The organism is Streptococcus ratti FA-1 = DSM 20564, assembly GCF_000286075.1.
GTDB lineage: Bacteria > Bacillota > Bacilli > Lactobacillales > Streptococcaceae > Streptococcus > Streptococcus ratti.
Window position 1 is genome coordinate 754,020 of record NZ_AJTZ01000005.1, and the last position, 16,198, is coordinate 770,217.

Genomic DNA, 16,198 nt, shown 5'->3' on the forward strand with positions numbered 1-16,198 from the left:
AAATCAATATTTTTGTAATTCTGAAGAGGCTTACTTTGTGAAAATACACTTTTCTCAGAAATTTTTCAAGTTTTTTGTCTGCAATCTGAACTATCAAACAAAAAGCGACTGCTCCTCAAAAGACTGTGCCAGAGCCAAGAGCAAATCCTCTCTTCCTTTGGCGGCTGTTAACTGAACACCAAGTGACAGGCCTTGAGCATCGCGGTAAAGAGGAAGAGAGATAGCAGGCTGTCCTGTCAGATTGGCTTGCTGTGTAAAGGGTGTCCAAGCTAAACTGTCAGCAAACATCTGCCAAATGAGCTCCTGCTGCCGGCTGCTGTCAAAATCAGCCAGATGCATTAAGTCATTTTTTAAAGCAGCTGATAATTGAAACTGCCCATGTTTAGGTGCGGTCTCAGCCGTTGTCGGTGTTAGGAGTAAATCATATTTTTCATGGAAGAGAGCCATACGATGACTGTACTGATCCCATTGGCTGAGTACCTTAGAGTAGCATTTAGCAGGAATTTTTTGACCAGCCTGATAGAGAGCCCAGGACATGACTTCCATATCATTCACTGTCAGATCACGTCCCAAGGAAGCAGCCAGTCCGTCAAGCATGGCAGCCGTTTCGACACTATTCATCATATAGTAGGACTGCATAGCCTCTATACCGTCTAAGGGTTGCGCTGCTTCTTCTACCCTATGGCCGGCATCTTCCAGGTATTTAGCCGCTTTTTGAACAGCAGAAATAGCTGAGCTGGAAACTGAACTGCCAATAGGTGAATCAAGCAGCAGGGCTACTTTCAGCTTTTTCTCCAAAGGCTGCACTAGCGAGGCTTTTGATAAAGTCGGCAGAACAAAAGGACTTTCCATTTGACAGGTTTGAAGATAGTACAGTAAGCGTTTAGTATCACGCACTGTCTTGGTCAAGGCAAATTGGACAGAAGCTCCCTGCCAGCCTCTAAAAGAAGAAGGGCCAACCGGAATACGCCCTCGTGTGGGCTTTAATCCAATCAATCCATTAAAAGAAGCCGGAATACGAATCGAACCGCCGCCATCACTAGCAGCAGCCAAGGGCGAAACGCCAGAACTAACCAAGGCAGCAGCACCGCCACTGGATCCGCCTGCATTGCGGCTCATGTCATCAGGCAAATTGACATTACCATACAAGCTGGAATCACTGATGTTCTTAAAACCGAATTCCGGTGTATTGCTGCGGCCTAAAATAATGAAACCTAAGTTTTCCAAAGCTTTGACATAGTTGTCAGAATGACTAGCACGATAATTAGCCAACAAAGGAGAGCCAGACGTTGACAATTCGCCAGACTGTTCCTGACCCAAATCTTTAAGAAAGAGCGGAACACCTGCAAAAGGCTTGCCTGAAAAATCTCGATTTTGCGCTTCTTGCAAGGCCTTTTCAAAACGCGTATCTACGATGGCATTTAGCTTAGGGTTGACAGTCTGACTTCTTTCAATAGACTCTTTTACTAATTCCTTTGGGGAAACTTCTCCGCGCAAAACAGCCTGTGCCATTGCGGTTGCATCCAGCCACTCATTAGCTACCATATCTGTCTCCTATACTTTACCAACCAAATCAATTTGGGCTTTGGCGACAATATGACCCTCAGACGCATGCAGCAGCTCATTAAGATAGAAACCTTCATTGAGAGGCAGGTCCTCATCAAGAGCATAGACAGTTAGGGTATAGACATGATCCTTATCAGGTGGGTATGGTCCCAGATAGCCATCATACATATCGGAATAATCAGTCGTCAGAAACCTGCTGACGAGACTATTTTTCCCCTTCAAATGCTTTTGATCCTGTCTGGCAAAATCCTCTGAAATAAGCGTGATATCTGCCGGTACATTAGCAACAGTCCAGTGAATATAAGCAAAACCGCAGACCGGAATAGAATCATAATCCACCAAAGTCCAAGCTAAGGTTTTAGCATTTTCTGGAACATCTATCATTTCAAAAGGGAAAGATTTAATAGCGTACCCCTTATTGGTTTCACTGGCCTTTTTGGCATAGGCATCAGGGATAATGTGATTTTCAAACGGAACTGTAATTTTCATAGGACACCTCCCGATTCGTTAGTTTTCTGCTGATTTTTATTAAAAGTGTCAGCCTTAGTCCTGCCAAGTTTGCTGATTTTCTTTAAATTTCTTTAGGAGCTGCAGACCGTCTGCATCAATGTAACCTTGTACTTTAGCGACTTTAATCAATTCTGAATAATTTGAAAGTGTCACAAGTTTTACAGCGGCTTTTTCAAAATTTTCAGCAGCTTTTGGCAGTTCATAAGTAAAAATAGCAACCACACCAAGTACATCAGCGCCTTCTCTTTTCGCTGCCGCAACTGCATCAAGGACCGATCCGCCTGTTGAGATTAAATCTTCAACAATGACCATCTTTTGTCCTTTAATGACCCGGCCTTCAATTTGGTTGCCTGCACCGTGATCTTTTGGTTTGCTGCGGATATAAGCAAAAGGCAAATTCATCTTGTCTGCAATGATAGCACCGTGCGGAATACCAGCAGTCGCTGTCCCTGCAATAACCTCTGCCTCAGGAAACTCTTCTTTGATGGTTTCAACAAAGCCATTTTCAATCAAAGTACGCGTTTCAGGATAGGAAAGCGTAATACGATTATCTGTGTAAATAGGTGACTTAATCCCAGACGCCCAAGTAAAAGGATCTTCTGGTTTTAAGTAAACGGCCTTAATATCCAGTAAATCACGCGCGATGTCTTTTGCTAATGTCATAAAATTCCTCTTTCTTTTTTGAAATTCAGCACACACTGCTGTTTAAAATAGATTGGTTAAACTGGTCCTTTCAAGACTCATGGGCAGTACAGCCTTTCTTTTTACAGACCAGTCCATTCTGCCTTAATCGCCCGATAGGCTTCAACGGGGTCTTGGGCCTGCGTAACCGGACGGCCAACAACGATATAATCTGACCCAATAGCACGCGCGTCACTCGGTGTCATAACACGCTTTTGGTCGCCAATAGCAGAGCCCGCTGGACGAATGCCTGGTGTCAAACAGATGAAATCTTGTGAGGTCGCTGCTTTGATCGCCTCCACTTCATGGGCAGAACAGACAACCCCATCAAGACCGGCTTCCGCAGTTTTTCTTGCATAATGGGCCACGGATTCTGTTAAGCTCGTCTGAATGTTTTGATCGCTATGCATCTGTTCCTCAGATGTCGATGTTAATTGGGTCACCGCAATCAGTTTTGGGCCCTGTCCCAAGCCTTCACGCGCAGCCTTCATCATGTCAACACCGCCTGCGGCATGGACATTGGTCATATCAACTCCAAGTTCAGACAGCACCTTCATAGCTGATTTGACTGTATTGGGAATATCGTGCAGCTTCAAATCCAGAAAAACCGAGTGCCCAAGCATCTTCACATAGCGGACAATCTCAGGACCTGCTGCATAATAAAGCTCCATACCAATCTTGACGTAGAGTTTTTCCTCGGTTGGAAATTGTGCTAAGAAAGATTTCACATCATCAAAAGAAGGAAAATCAAGAGCAATTACAGGGCGATTTTCACGCATTTCTAACATCCTTTCTGAGTTGTTCAAGCGTTTCAATACCATATTTATCCATGACCTTAGGCAGGTCTTCAATGATATTAGGACAGGCAAAGGGATCTGTAAAATTAGCTGTTCCGACAGCAATGGCTGAAGCCCCGGCTACCATCATTTCCAGAGCGGCCTCAGCCGAGTCAACACCGCCCATGCCAATAATTGGCAGCTGTGATGACTGAGCGACTTGACGAATCAACTTAAGAGCTACTGGAAAAACAGCCGGACCGCTCATACCGCCCGTACCATTAGCAATAATGGGTTTTCTGGTCTTTAAATCAAAGCGCATGCCCACCAAGGTATTAATCATGGTAAAGCCTGCTGCGCCAGCTTCTTCTGCGGCCTTAGCTACCGTGGTAATGTCCGCCACGCTCGGTGTCAGTTTAACATAGACAGGCACTTGCGAAACCTCAACCGCAGCTTTGACTGCAGCGTAGGCCAATTCTGGCACCTGCCCAATCAGCAGTCCTTCATTGCCATGATCCACATTGGGACAGGAAATATTAAGCTCAATAGCTTTGACATTTGGCGCCTGAGAAATTTTTTCAGACACATGGGCATACTCATCATTTGAGAAGCCGGCAACATTAGCAATAATAGGCAGTTTCGGATAATGTTCAGCCAGCCAAGGCAGTTTTTCAGCAATGACAGCATCCACTCCCGGATTTTGCAAGCCAATCGCGTTCAGCATGCCTGAAGGTGTCTCTGCCACACGCGGTGTCGGATTGCCAAAACGCGGGTACTGAGTGGTCGCCTTAATCATGATAGAACCGAGCCGATTTAAATCATAATATTTAGCATACTCCTGGCCAAAGCCAAAACAGCCGGAAGCCGGAATAATGGGATTTTTCAGATTTAATCCCGGCAGCTTAACAGCAAGTCTATTTGTCACGGGCTTCCTCCTAATCTAAAGTAATCTGACCGGTTTTAAAAACCGGACCGTCTTCACAAACACGCAGATTTCTGGAATCTTCCTGCCCCTTAAGGTGAACAACACAGGCATAGCAAGCCCCCATGCCGCAAGCCATGCGTGATTCTGTTGATAAATAAGCGTGCGGATGCTTTTCAAATTTTTTATCAACATATTTGAGCATGCCGGGAGCTCCACAGGCATAAACCGCATCGGGCCTAAAGTTCAGGTTATCAACCACAGCTGACACATAACCTTTTTGACCGTAAGAACCGTCATCGGTTGTCACCGTAACATCGCCATAGCGGCGCAGCTTTTCTTCCAAAATGACAGCATCTTTATTGGCAAAGCCAATCACAGAAGTCACTGCAACCCCCTTATCATGCAGCTGCTTAGCTGTCTCAACCAAAGGCGGAACACCAATACCGCCGCCAATAAGCAAAGCAGTTTGATTGGCTCCAATAACGGATAAATCAAAACCATTGCCTTGAGGCCCCAGACAGTCAACCGTATCACCTGTCTTCAGCTGCGAAAAGACAGCCGTCCCCCCGCCTTCAATCCGGTAAACAATAGTAGCTTCTTTTTTTCGCCGATCAATCTCAGATATAGAAATCGGCCGCCGCAAAAGCTTGCTGCTATCCGGCACCCGCAGATGCAAAAACTGACCAGCCTGCATGTCACTGACCATCTCACCAGTTAGCACCATTTCAAAAATATCAGGAGCGAGTTTTCGCTGAGCGACCACCGTCATGTCTTCCTTTAAAATCATAAACACCCTTCTACGAAAAAACCTTGCCGGCAAAGCAAGGTTACACAAAAATCAGGCAGACAATTCTTCTGCCTCTTCAACGCACTCTCCCCTTGACAGCCTCTCTGAACCACATTAAAGGTTATTCATTTTTCTCATTATAGCTTGAAATCAGATGGATGTCAAATGGGGAGAGCTAGTCATCTTTTGATCTATGAAAAAGTTAACTTTTAGTCTCATTAATAGGAGATGAATACTCAAACAAGTCATCACATTTAATATTATCAACTAACTCTTGAAATAAAGGTAATTCTTTTATTGAATATTCCTCACTACCTAAGAATTCTGATAATAAATTCATATATCATTGCCCCTAGTGATTATCTCTATAATATCCAATTTTCTAAGGCTTCTCTGCCATCAATTTTAGAAAATTGCAGCAAGCCTAAACTAGTCTTCTACCAAATAAATATCTGCCGTATGATTGACTTGTTCGCTTTCCGGCGGCAATTGCATATAATTGCCATATTTTTTTTCTAAATAGTAATCCCAGTTTGAAGGACTTTTAACTGTCAGACCTTCAAAGTTAACATTAACAGTTGTTAAGAAAGCTTCCTTAGGCATCATTTCTTGCGCTTTTCTAGCCATGATATTCTCACCAACAAAATCACTGTCAGCAATGGTATAGCGCTGACACATTTTATCTGTGTAATTAACTAGACGTTTTACACCTACTATATTCAGTAAACTTTTAACTACTGGCTTAACTATTTTTTTAATCCTAGACTTACCTTCGCCTGTTCTAGACAGTGCAATGACTAAAAGTTTGTTTAATCTCCCCATTTGATTCAAATAAGACTGCACTTTTTGTTTATCACTAGGCAAGCCATCTAAAGGGAAAATATCAATCCATAGAAAGTTTTCTTCCGTGTCATCAATAAATTGTCGATTACAGATAGTTTGTTTATTCAGGATTCGACAATATGGTCTTTTTAAATTATTAAGACGGTTGCTGGCTACTGTAAAAGGGAACTCTTTTTCAAAGATATCATGCAGAGCCAAAAATTTTTCGTAGTCTTCTCTTGGCATCAGCAGATCAATATCATCATCCCACGGAATAAATCCCTGATGACGGACAGCCCCTAATAGAGTACCGCCGCACAAAACGTAGGTTAATTGATGACGATCGCAAAATTCCACAACAGCTTTCATCATATCCAACTCTAACAGCTGAATCTCCCTAAGCGTTAGTTTTTTTGTCATGGAGATCCTCCTTGATTTGGCTGGTAGAAATATCTGGCGTTCTTTCCAAATAAACTACTTCGCACAAATCTTTTAAATCATCAAAATGCCCAGTCCAGTCATTACCAATGACAAATACATCAATGTCAAAATCTACTACATCTGTACGTTTTTGTTCCCAATTTTCTTCAGGAATTACCTTATCAACATAACGAATCGCTTCTAACATTTTTTTACGTTCCTCATAGGAAAAATAGGTTTTCTTATTTTTCTCACGTGAGTTAAATTCATCTGTTGATAAGGCAACAATCAGACAGTCTCCTAACTTGCTGGCTCTTCGCAATAATTCGATATGACCGTAATGCAGCAAATCAAATGTTCCATAAGTAATTACCTTCTTCATAATCACTGCTCTCCTATTTCTGTTTTCACGTTAATATGCTGTGCCAATTGTTCATGTTCTGGCGGCAATTGCATATAGTCGCCATACATATGAGTTAAATAGGCATCAATTTGTTCAGGTGCCCTTACCTGCATACCTTCAAATGCAATGGTCGTGCCTGAACCAAAATAATCCTTCGGTACAAATTCTTTAAAGTAGTAGGCCCCCATACAAGTACCAATCACATCGCACTGCTCAACTGTATGTGACTTTAAAGTGGCATCTAAGCGATTTTTTACCTTGGTGGGATTAAAAAGCTTACCAATTTTAGTTGCTTTACCAAAGGTAATCGCTAAACGTTGTTTCCAATCTCTTTTGGTATCTCGCAGTTGATCAATATAATGCAGACCAAGTGCCAGTCTGTAGCTGTCCATCTTCAACTTAAAAAATTTTCGCTTCATAGTCTGGTTCGGCAAGCCGTCAATAGGTAAGATATCCATCCAGACCGGAGCAGGTTGGTTTGTTCTGGGATCAATAATCTGAACTTGAGTATTAACCAAACGAACAGGGTAAAAATATAGATGAGGATTATCTTTGTAATAAGCTATATCGATTGGCTGAACATTTTGTTCCTTAAAAATACGAATAAACTTTTCATAATCTTCGCGTGGCATAGCTACATCAATATCATCATCCCAGGGAATAAAGCCGCCATGGCGTACAGCACCAATCAACGTGCCTCCGATAATAAAATAATTTAATTGATTATTTTCACAAATGATTTGAAATACTTTAAAAATTTCAATTTCTGCCAATTGCAAATTTCGTAGTGTCTTATCTGTCATGCTTTAGTCCCTTACTAAATCCAATTAGGAAATCCTTTAGGGTATAAAACTTTTAATAAGTAATAAGCTTGGTAGTTTGTCATGCGAACTAATTTTAAAAATTTACCCAATTTACCCAAGGCTAAAATTCCTTTGTAAACTTCTGGAGAAACCGAATGAATAGCTTGATCAAAGGTTTTCAGACGCTGTTTGGTTTTTACAGTGACATCTAAGAGAAATAGGGTTTTAACTCCCTGCAGATAAGCCGATGTTGCTCGATGCAAAAGATAAGGAGCATTCTCATTCGTTTTCTTATTAGCGTAAAACTGAGCCAGCCGTTCACTGATTCCTAGCATCATCTCCACATTTTTAATCCTTGATGCGCGGCTGACACTTTGACCGTCACGCCCTACACGATAGCCATATACTGGCAAATCAATGTATTGGATAGTTTTGATGTAGGCAAAAGGAATTGTGGCATACAAAATATCGGTATATAGGGTTCTTCCCGGCAATTCAAAAGAAGCTTGCCGCAAAATATCGGTTCGATAGCACAGACTCCACATACTGATCGTTTGAAAGTTTTTGAGATGGGAAAACAAAGTTGACTCTTTGGGGTAAGCCGTTAAACTCTTCTTTTGCAGTTCGTTTTTATTGGGACCCCAGTTAAAGGGTGTCACCAAGACATCCGTTTGACTGTGCTCTAATAATTCGATGAGCTGATCCAGACTTTTAGTATCAAACCAGTCATCGCCATCTAATAACTTAAAGTACTTGCCCGTTGCATGAGCCATACTGTAGTTAACCGTTGTTCCATATCCCCCATTTTCTTTGTGAACAGGAATGACAGACGGATATTGTTTTTCATATTTTTGGGCAATTTCATAGGTCCGATCGCTTCCGCCATCGTCAACAACAAAGATTTCCAAACGGTCACAGTATTTGGAGGCCACCAGCGAGTCCAGTGTCTCCTCAATATACTCTTCAACATTATAAGCCGCAATGGATATGGTTAATAATTTTTGCACTCTGTACTCCTAAAATTTTCATAGTTGCCAGTAAGACTGCTGGCAGCAATTCTCTTATTTAAACTGTAGTTTATACTTTCCAATTCCCAAGGATCTCGTGAAAATGAGAGAAGCTAATACATAAGCAATAATAAAGATTTCCAAATTCGTAATATTTAAAACTGCTTCATAAAAGCGGTTAGAAAAGAACAGCATGCACAGGTCGTTAAACAAATATGCGTAAATAAACAGCCTGAAATCAATTACAGAATGAGGAACCGGATGATTCACAATTTTATCATAAAATTTCGAATAGTACCATGGAATGACTGTAAAAACAGGTACCCAGAAAAACAGACCAAAATCATAGATAAATTGATAAAAAGTTGTGTAAACATTGCCAAGACCATATTTAACACTGTACCTGACAAACGGAATATCCAAGGTATAAATACTGTCATCTTTGCCGACTTTGGCAAATACGTAGTTATATAAGGTTGAAAAGGTCTGCTGTCCCAAATGCTCCTGCGGTATCGGCAAAGCATAGGTCTGAATAAAGACGTCCAAATTATAAAGCGGAGCACCTGTATAAATGAATAAGTAATGGAAAAGATTGTAATGGCTTGAACGGCCAAAAATGCCCATGGTTACTAAGGACAAAACAACAGTGACAACGCCAATCACCAGCAATCGCTGAAGTAACTGTTTTTTGATGCCAATGCTTGAATCTTTTTTGAGATACAAAACATAATAAACACAGACAGCAAATGTTACCATACGTAAAATCGGCGATCTGCTCCCCGCAAGATAAATAGCAACACACATTAAAAGAAGTGTTATCACTTGTTCAATTTTTATTTTTTTATAAGCTACAAAGTTGTTAATAGCAACAAACAGCGTGAGATAGCCAAAAGAAAAAGATATTGTTTTAAAAATATTATAATAGCGCGGCGGTATAATTCCTAGTTCACGATAATGGTCTGAGTGAAATTTAGACATATCGTTGAAAAAAGAAATCTTTTGAGACAGGGAATAGTCCGAATGATCCAAAGCATTTGCCAGCTGTGTCAAATGCTGATACTTAAGAAAAATAACAAGCAAGAGCAGACCAATAAAAACAAGAGAAATCCATGTTGGTAAATTGATATAGGTCAACTCGCTATTTTTTAATGGAATTTTAGCAGCTATTTGTTTTTTTGAAGACGATTTTGAATGATAATAAAAATTAAACAGTGTGAATATTGTAAAAGCAACAGCCAAAATGAGAACAGTTTCAATGTGAAATGTCAAACTCATATAAGTGAGTGCCAGGGTACACATGACGGCCTGTAATAAAAATATCAATGAAAAAATGACGGCCGGATTCATGAAGTCTTTATTTGCAATTCTGAAATTAATGAATAAGGATACCAACGCTGTCAGTATAATCAAAAAAAGCATCATCACCTTCTTCTCCTCTTCTAAAAACTCTTCCCATATTTCTTTCCTAAAAATTTAGCAGCTAAGAAGGCCTTGCCTTTTTGGAAAAGATTAATTTTTTCCATGTACATAAAAGGAACTTCTTTGATGGTAAGCTCTTTTTGCTGGGCCAGCCACACATTGAAAAGGCGTTCGCTAACGCGACCGAACAGGCGCGCATCAAAACTTGAATAGCCTGTAAGATCAAGGCGCTCATAAAGCTTGTCAATCAGAGCAAAGAGCCACTCACAGTAAGCATCGGCCAGCTCTTTTTTCATGATAAACATATTAAACATATAACCGCTGCGCTGCTTCATGACGCTGTCAAAGGCTGGGAGATAATCCGGATACAGCTCTGCCATTATCTCTCTGGTTACATCCAAATGTTTAGCATCATGGGTATGAGCATAGTGGGAATAAAGGGTTTCAATATAGTACTTTCGCTTTTTAGGAACTATGACATCAGCTGTGTCAAGGAGTTTTTCTGCATCAGCTTGTGACAGAATAACATCATCAATCTTTATGTCTTCTTTATAGGACTGTTTCTTTTTGGTGAAATAGCGCCGATAGTGAACCAATCCCAGATAGTCGCAGTCCAGATTTTTCCATGCCCAGTAAAGGCCTGTCAGCTCACAGTAATAGGGGTTTAAGCGCGAAATGTTATCGCCGGTATTGTCCCCTTTATATCCCAGGTCTTCCTTGCCTTCTCTGCCGACATGCAAGGGAAGATAGAGATTTTGATCCTTTGGCATCTTAAATTGCTTGTGTGTTGCCACAATTAATTTAATGTCTTTCACGCTAATTTCCTACTTTCAGAGTATAGACAAAGTCTTTTTTGAGATTTTCCTTAGGTGATAACGGACGGCAGCGACTTCCTTCGGAATTCCATACCTAAGATTTGAGCCTAAGGTCTCAAATCTTCCGAGTTCCTGAAACTTCAGAGTTTCAGGAACTTTTATCACGGCGGAAAATCTCGATTAAGGCTCACTTCGCTCGCGAATAAATGCCATCAAATTGGCATCATTTTCAGAACTTTAAAACATACACATGCCATATTCATAGAAAAAACAGGTTTGTCTTCAAGTTACTACTTTACTTCTTTTCTGACGCATTGAAGGGCTGCTGCAATGACCTGGTGCATGTCATAGTAACGATAATGCCCCAGACGGCCGCCGAAGATAACCTTGTCTTCCTTATCAGCTAAAGCCTTGTAAGCATTATAAAGATGATTGTTGCGGTCATTATTGACAGGATAATAAGGCTCATCCCCTTTTTGCCAAGTCTTTGAATATTCTTTGGTGATAATCGTTTTTTCCTGAGTGCCGAATTCAAAGTGCTTATGCTCAATGATCCGTGTATAAGGTGTCTCGCTGTCAGTATAATTGACCACGGCATTGCCCTGATAATTTTCCATATCCAGCAGCTCCGTCTCAAAACGAAGGCTGCGGTATTCCAGCTCGCCCAGCTGATAGTCAAAGAACTGATCGATCATGCCGGTAAAGACAATCTTTGGAAAGTCTGCCAGATAGCGCTCCTTATTCTCAAAGAAGTCCACGTCTACTTCAACATCAATATTATCATGAGCCAGCATTTTGTCAACAATCTGCGTGTAACCGCCGATAGGAATACCCTGATAGGTATCGTTGAAATAATTGTTATCATAGGTCAGGCGAACCGGCAGCCGGCGGATGATGAATGCAGGTAAATCACGGCAGGGCTTGCCCCATTGCTTCTGGGTATAATCTTTGATGAGCTTTTCATAAATATCCGTTCCGACAAGGGAAATGGCCTGTTCTTCCAAATTTTCCGGTTTCTTACCGCCCAGAACTGCTCGCTGCTCTTCAATTTTTGCCATAGCCTGCTCTGGCGTCACCACACCCCACAGCTTATTGAAAGTATTCATATTGAAGGGAAGATTGTAAATCTCTCCCTTGTAATTGGCAATGGGTGAGTTGGTGTAGCGGTTAAATTCCGCAAACTGATTGATGTAATCCCAAATTTCTTTATCAGATGTATGGAAAATATGGGCACCATATTCATGAACCTGAATGCCGTGCATTTCTTTGGTATAAATGTTGCCGGCAATGTGGCTGCGCTTTTCAATGACTTTGATTTTTTTGCCCTTAAGAGCTGCCTCATGAGCAAAAACAGCACCGAATAAGCCCGCTCCTACTACTAAGTAATCGTAATGTGACATGTGATTCTCCTATTTAAACCGCAGCAATAATGATTGAAGGGTATCTAATGTAAACTTTTCCTTTGTGATAAGCAAAAACATACCATAAACAGCAAAAAAGACAAGAGCTGTCACAGCAAGGGTTAAGAAGGTCCCCACAGACAAAAAGCCTTTTAAAACCAAAGTAGCACAGACCGCCGCCAAGGTACTTAATATGATTTTCCATAAACCGATTCGCTTGAGCATAGGCACAATCAAATCACGTAAGAAGTATAACTGAACCAAAACAACTGTCAGCTCTGCAACGCTTCCGGCAAAGGCTGCTCCGGCAGCGCCGAATAAAGGAATGGTAATGACATTGATCAGAACATCCACCACAGCTCCGATGATTGTCGAGACAACTACTAGCATTTCTTTTTGCATAGGAACTAAAATCTGTATGCCCATTAAATTGGAAATGCCGATAAAAATAACCGTCGGCATAATCAGCTGCATAGGAAGAACAGCGGGCAGGAAATTGTCTCCCGATAAAAAGAGAATGCTTTCCTTAGCGTCAAGAATAAAGAACAGAGTCAGGGGCACAGCCAGAACAAAAACAAAACTGAGGGCTTTCTCAACCAGCGTTCTGAATTCATCATGGCGCTCCTGCTCGTGGTAAAAGGACAAACGAGGCAGCAAAACTGTCCCCAGTGAGGTCACAATACTGACCAGAATCTGCTTAATCTTTACAGCGGCGGTATAATAGCCAACCTGATGATCTCCTTTAATAAATCCGAGCAAGGTAGTATCTACATTGAGATAAATGGTCGTTGACACCGTCAAAAGGAAAAAAGTCAGACAGGGTTTGATATGCTGCTTTAAATCTAAGTTTTTGAGGGGCTTGAGGTCAATCAGTCTTCTTAAGTTTAAGAAGTTCATCAAATTGGATCCTACTCCTGCAAATACTGTTATGGCACCATAAATGACATAGTCTTCTTTATTTTTCACCAGAAGCAAGAGTAAAATCAGCGACAGAAATTTGAAAATAATAGACCGAACCGTAATATAGGAATATTTTTCCAAGGCCTTATAGAGCCATTCAACCCCCAGAACATTGAAGATTAGTGTTGAAGACATAATCAGGTAAAGTGTTTTTTCCTGAGAAAGTTTTGGAACCATAAAAACAGAAACAGCTAAACCAATCAAGGCCAGCAGCATAACAGCGGAATTGAGCAGAAAAATTTCCTGAACTGTTTTTCTTAATTTAGCCTGATCATTTCGAATCTTGGCACAGGCTCTTATACCGTAAGTAGGAATCCCCATCATACCGACCATGGTGAAATAAGTAATGATTGAAGTCGCAAACGATACCGTTCCGACCCCCTGAGCCTGCAGCACTCTGGACGCATAGGGAAAAGTTATCAGAGGAAAAATAAAATTTGAAATGGTCAGAACAAAGTTCATCACGAAATTAAATCTGACGGAATTATAACGATTCACTGTATATCATACTCCAATTTACGGATAGTTTAGTTTATGGATATTGAGCCCAGGACTGCTGCTCAATGGGCCCCTTCGCCTGTGAAAACTTTCTTGATGGTCAAAAAGAAAATTTTTAAATCTAACTTGAAAGAAAAGTTTCTGACGTAATAGAGCTCCAGCTGACAGCGCTCAGGATACAAGACTTCGCTTCTTCCAGAAACCTGCCACCAGCCCGTTGCTCCCGGCTTAATAGACAGGAGCTCTGCTTGTTCATTCGGTGTGTATTCTTCTAATTCAGATGCCAGAATAGGTCTGGGGCCAATAAAGCTCATATCTCCCTTGATTAAGTTGATAAATTGCGGCAATTCATCGATACTGGTTTTCCGAATAAAATGGCCGATCCTGGTCAGCCTTGGATCTTCTTCAGGCGACAATTTATAGCTGTTATCAAGGTACTGCTGATAGAGTTCGGGGTTTGTTTTTAAAACGTCCTCAGCATTGACAACCATAGAGCGGAATTTTATGATTTTAAAGGTCTTTCGCCCCTTGCCCATTCTTTCCTGGGTAAAAAAGATACCGCCCTTATCTCTGCCAAAAAGATAGCAAACAAAGATAATCAATGAAATCGGAAGCAGGAGAAAAACTGCGCCAAGCAGACCGATAATAATGTCTAACAGACGCTTGACGTATAAATAAAACCGATGAACTTCCTCAAGATCATTTTCAGTCAAATAATCCCCTCCTATCTTTTCTTTTTTCATGAATCATGGTTTGACCGATTCTTCAGAATGGCAGTTTTTGATTAGATTTTACCTATTTTCCATCCATAGTATCATTGATAGCATCTTTAGCTTTTGCTAGGCTGGACTCATCAATAGACAGCATATAAAGGCTGGCATTTGGCATCGCATAAGACGTCAGTTCTCCAGTTGAGCCTGTGCCGGTAAGCGCCTGTGACTTCACAGTGTATTTTGAACCGGACTCCAGCTGTGAGTTGACTAAAGACATCATTGTATTTAAGGACATGTTGGTTTGGATAGATTTTCCAAGTCCCTTAATAATGCTGTTGTAATTAGATACAGCTTTCATAGAAGACAGTTTGTCAACAATAGCTGCAATGACTTTTTCCTGATTTTTACCGCGGTCATTATCACCGGCTTCCAATGAATAGCGTTCACGGACAAAAGCTAGGGCTTTTTCAGAATTCAGTTTCAGCTTTCCAACTGGAAAATCATAGTGACCGATGTGGCTAGTAAAGGCTTGATCGTTATAAACTTCAATACCGCCCAGCAAATCAACCAGAGTTATGAAGGAAGTAAAGTTAATCCGTGCGTAGTAATCAATATCAATATCGTAGAGATTTTCTAAGGTATGGATAGATGAATCAATACCATAGATACCGGCATGAGTCAGTTTATCTTTTTGATTGTTGCCGCCATCAGCAATGGGAACATAGGAGTCGCGCGGTGTTGTTGTCAAAAGAATCTTTTTGGTCTTGCGGTTAACCGTCATGATGATATTAACATCTGAACGTGAAACCGATGAAATAGATCCATAGCTGTCAATACCGCTGATATAGAGGTTAAAGACATCCCGGTTGGCTTTCTTCTTGGCTGAAGCCACCTTTTGTTTAATGGTATAGCTGTAGATTGTCTTTAGCTTATCCTTATAGTTTTCATCTGTTTGAGAAAGCAGTTCATTGTAGGCGCTGTTCAACACCATAGCCTTGCTGGAGTCTTCCTGAAGGCTTTGATAAGCACTCTGATAAGAATCAGTTGCTTCTGTTGTTAAATTAACACCCTCGTCAGTTTGAATTTTACTGATAAGAGAAGCAATATTAGTTCCGTCATTGCCGGTTGGTGCTAAAACGCTCTTTAAATCAGCAACCTTGGACACTGAGCTGTCTTTAGGCACCACAACACTCATTTTAACTTCTGAATAAGATGCAGTTTGATTCATCCTGTCAGACATATCAATTGCTGACTTCAGGAAGTACAATGCTCCTGAAGCTGCTAAGCTTCCCAGCAAGAGAAGAATAAATGTGAACTTGCTGGCACGTTTTTTTAGGATCAGCACCAGCGACAGCAAAACGATTGCAATCAAAACTACTGCCGCTATTACATTTAGACCTCTAAAGGCCAAGAAATCATAGGCAAAAACAAAAAAGAGAGTCACAGCAGACAGGACCGTAAAAAGAACTAAGAGGATACTGTTGATAATACTTAGTTTTTTGTGATTTCCTGTATGATGACTCTGATGACTTCTATTTGAGCGACTAACCATGCTTTCCTTCTCCCAAACTTTAATTATTTAATAGGTAATATTAACCTGTTCATTATACCATTTCAAAAGCTCCTTTGCAATGGTGAACTATGAGCAGAAATCCGCTTATAAGCAAGCTGTATTTATTAACAGCCTGATTTG

General features: G+C 40.9%; 16 protein-coding genes. All 16 read right to left on the minus strand.

From position 1 onward, the window contains the following. Positions 1–93: 93 nt before the first annotated feature. The 16 genes from SRA_RS05625 to cpsA all read right to left on the minus strand — a co-directional run bounded on the left by SRA_RS05625 (position 94) and on the right by cpsA (position 16,057). Entirely contained in the window at positions 94–1,545 is a 1,452-nt protein-coding gene (locus SRA_RS05625) for an amidase (RefSeq protein ID WP_003088576.1), read from the minus strand. Between the two features lie 9 nt (positions 1,546–1,554). Continuing rightward, complete coding sequence (locus tag SRA_RS05630) at positions 1,555–2,055, minus strand: YbhB/YbcL family Raf kinase inhibitor-like protein (protein ID WP_003088578.1); 501 nt, start codon at positions 2,053–2,055, stop codon at positions 1,555–1,557. A gap of 54 nt (positions 2,056–2,109) precedes the next feature. Then, a complete protein-coding gene (pyrE, locus tag SRA_RS05635) occupies positions 2,110–2,739 on the minus strand; it encodes an orotate phosphoribosyltransferase (protein WP_003088579.1) in 630 nt (209 codons plus the stop codon). 101 nt (positions 2,740–2,840) lie between these two features. Next, on the minus strand, positions 2,841–3,536 hold the full coding sequence (pyrF, locus tag SRA_RS05640; RefSeq protein WP_003088581.1) for an orotidine-5'-phosphate decarboxylase: 696 nt from the start codon (positions 3,534–3,536) through the stop codon (positions 2,841–2,843). Continuing rightward, a complete protein-coding gene (locus SRA_RS05645) occupies positions 3,529–4,458 on the minus strand; it encodes a dihydroorotate dehydrogenase (protein WP_003088583.1) in 930 nt (309 codons plus the stop codon). Before SRA_RS05645 ends, pyrF begins: the two co-directional genes overlap by 8 nt. 10 nt (positions 4,459–4,468) lie before the next feature. Beyond that, positions 4,469–5,251, minus strand: coding sequence for a dihydroorotate dehydrogenase electron transfer subunit (locus SRA_RS05650; protein WP_263641520.1), 783 nt, complete (start codon positions 5,249–5,251; stop codon positions 4,469–4,471). 423 nt (positions 5,252–5,674) lie between these two features. Continuing rightward, positions 5,675–6,487, minus strand: a complete 813-nt coding sequence (locus tag SRA_RS05655; protein ID WP_003088586.1) for a LicD family protein — start codon at positions 6,485–6,487, stop codon at positions 5,675–5,677. Then, the gene (tagD, locus tag SRA_RS05660; RefSeq protein ID WP_003088588.1) at positions 6,465–6,869 is read right to left on the minus strand and encodes a glycerol-3-phosphate cytidylyltransferase; all 405 of its coding nucleotides are present in this window, start codon (positions 6,867–6,869) and stop codon (positions 6,465–6,467) included. Before tagD ends, SRA_RS05655 begins: the two co-directional genes overlap by 23 nt. A 2-nt stretch (positions 6,870–6,871) precedes the next feature. After that, positions 6,872–7,693: a LicD family protein gene (locus SRA_RS05665; RefSeq protein ID WP_003088589.1), complete on the minus strand. Its 822-nt coding sequence runs from the start codon at positions 7,691–7,693 to the stop codon at positions 6,872–6,874. A 14-nt stretch (positions 7,694–7,707) separates the two neighbouring features. Then, a complete protein-coding gene (locus SRA_RS05670; protein WP_003088590.1) occupies positions 7,708–8,700 on the minus strand; it encodes a glycosyltransferase family 2 protein in 993 nt (330 codons plus the stop codon). A gap of 54 nt (positions 8,701–8,754) precedes the next feature. Beyond that, positions 8,755–10,122, minus strand: a complete 1,368-nt coding sequence (locus SRA_RS05675) for an O-antigen polymerase (protein WP_003088592.1) — start codon at positions 10,120–10,122, stop codon at positions 8,755–8,757. A gap of 17 nt (positions 10,123–10,139) precedes the next feature. Beyond that, entirely contained in the window at positions 10,140–10,934 is a 795-nt protein-coding gene (locus tag SRA_RS05680; RefSeq protein ID WP_003088594.1) for a DUF4422 domain-containing protein, read from the minus strand. 290 nt (positions 10,935–11,224) lie between these two features. Continuing rightward, positions 11,225–12,334, minus strand: a complete 1,110-nt coding sequence (gene glf / locus SRA_RS05685) for a UDP-galactopyranose mutase (RefSeq protein ID WP_003088596.1) — start codon at positions 12,332–12,334, stop codon at positions 11,225–11,227. A 9-nt stretch (positions 12,335–12,343) separates the two neighbouring features. Next, entirely contained in the window at positions 12,344–13,756 is a 1,413-nt protein-coding gene (locus SRA_RS05690; protein WP_003090945.1) for a flippase, read from the minus strand. Positions 13,757–13,854: 98 nt separating this feature from the next. Then, on the minus strand, positions 13,855–14,535 hold the full coding sequence (locus tag SRA_RS05695; RefSeq protein WP_003088603.1) for a sugar transferase: 681 nt from the start codon (positions 14,533–14,535) through the stop codon (positions 13,855–13,857). Positions 14,536–14,587: 52 nt separating this feature from the next. Beyond that, entirely contained in the window at positions 14,588–16,057 is a 1,470-nt protein-coding gene (cpsA, locus tag SRA_RS05700; protein WP_003088604.1) for an LCP family glycopolymer transferase CpsA, read from the minus strand. Between the last annotated feature and the right edge of the window lie 141 nt (positions 16,058–16,198).

What these genes read in the sequence shown, in the direction of transcription:
- SRA_RS05625 (WP_003088576.1), bottom strand. Translation starts at nt 1,545, where the DNA reads ATGGTAGCTAATGAGTGGCTGGATGCAACCGCAATGGCACAGGCTGTT.
- SRA_RS05630 (WP_003088578.1), bottom strand. Translation starts at nt 2,055, where the DNA reads ATGAAAATTACAGTTCCGTTTGAAAATCACATTATCCCTGATGCCTAT.
- pyrE (WP_003088579.1), bottom strand. Translation starts at nt 2,739, where the DNA reads ATGACATTAGCAAAAGACATCGCGCGTGATTTACTGGATATTAAGGCC.
- pyrF (WP_003088581.1), bottom strand. Translation starts at nt 3,536, where the DNA reads ATGCGTGAAAATCGCCCTGTAATTGCTCTTGATTTTCCTTCTTTTGAT.
- SRA_RS05655 (WP_003088586.1), bottom strand. Translation starts at nt 6,487, where the DNA reads ATGACAAAAAAACTAACGCTTAGGGAGATTCAGCTGTTAGAGTTGGAT.
- tagD (WP_003088588.1), bottom strand. Translation starts at nt 6,869, where the DNA reads ATGAAGAAGGTAATTACTTATGGAACATTTGATTTGCTGCATTACGGT.
- SRA_RS05665 (WP_003088589.1), bottom strand. Translation starts at nt 7,693, where the DNA reads ATGACAGATAAGACACTACGAAATTTGCAATTGGCAGAAATTGAAATT.
- SRA_RS05675 (WP_003088592.1), bottom strand. Translation starts at nt 10,122, where the DNA reads ATGATGCTTTTTTTGATTATACTGACAGCGTTGGTATCCTTATTCATT.
- glf (WP_003088596.1), bottom strand. Translation starts at nt 12,334, where the DNA reads ATGTCACATTACGATTACTTAGTAGTAGGAGCGGGCTTATTCGGTGCT.
- SRA_RS05690 (WP_003090945.1), bottom strand. Translation starts at nt 13,756, where the DNA reads ATGAACTTTGTTCTGACCATTTCAAATTTTATTTTTCCTCTGATAACT.
- SRA_RS05695 (WP_003088603.1), bottom strand. Translation starts at nt 14,535, where the DNA reads ATGAAAAAAGAAAAGATAGGAGGGGATTATTTGACTGAAAATGATCTT.
- cpsA (WP_003088604.1), bottom strand. Translation starts at nt 16,057, where the DNA reads ATGGTTAGTCGCTCAAATAGAAGTCATCAGAGTCATCATACAGGAAAT.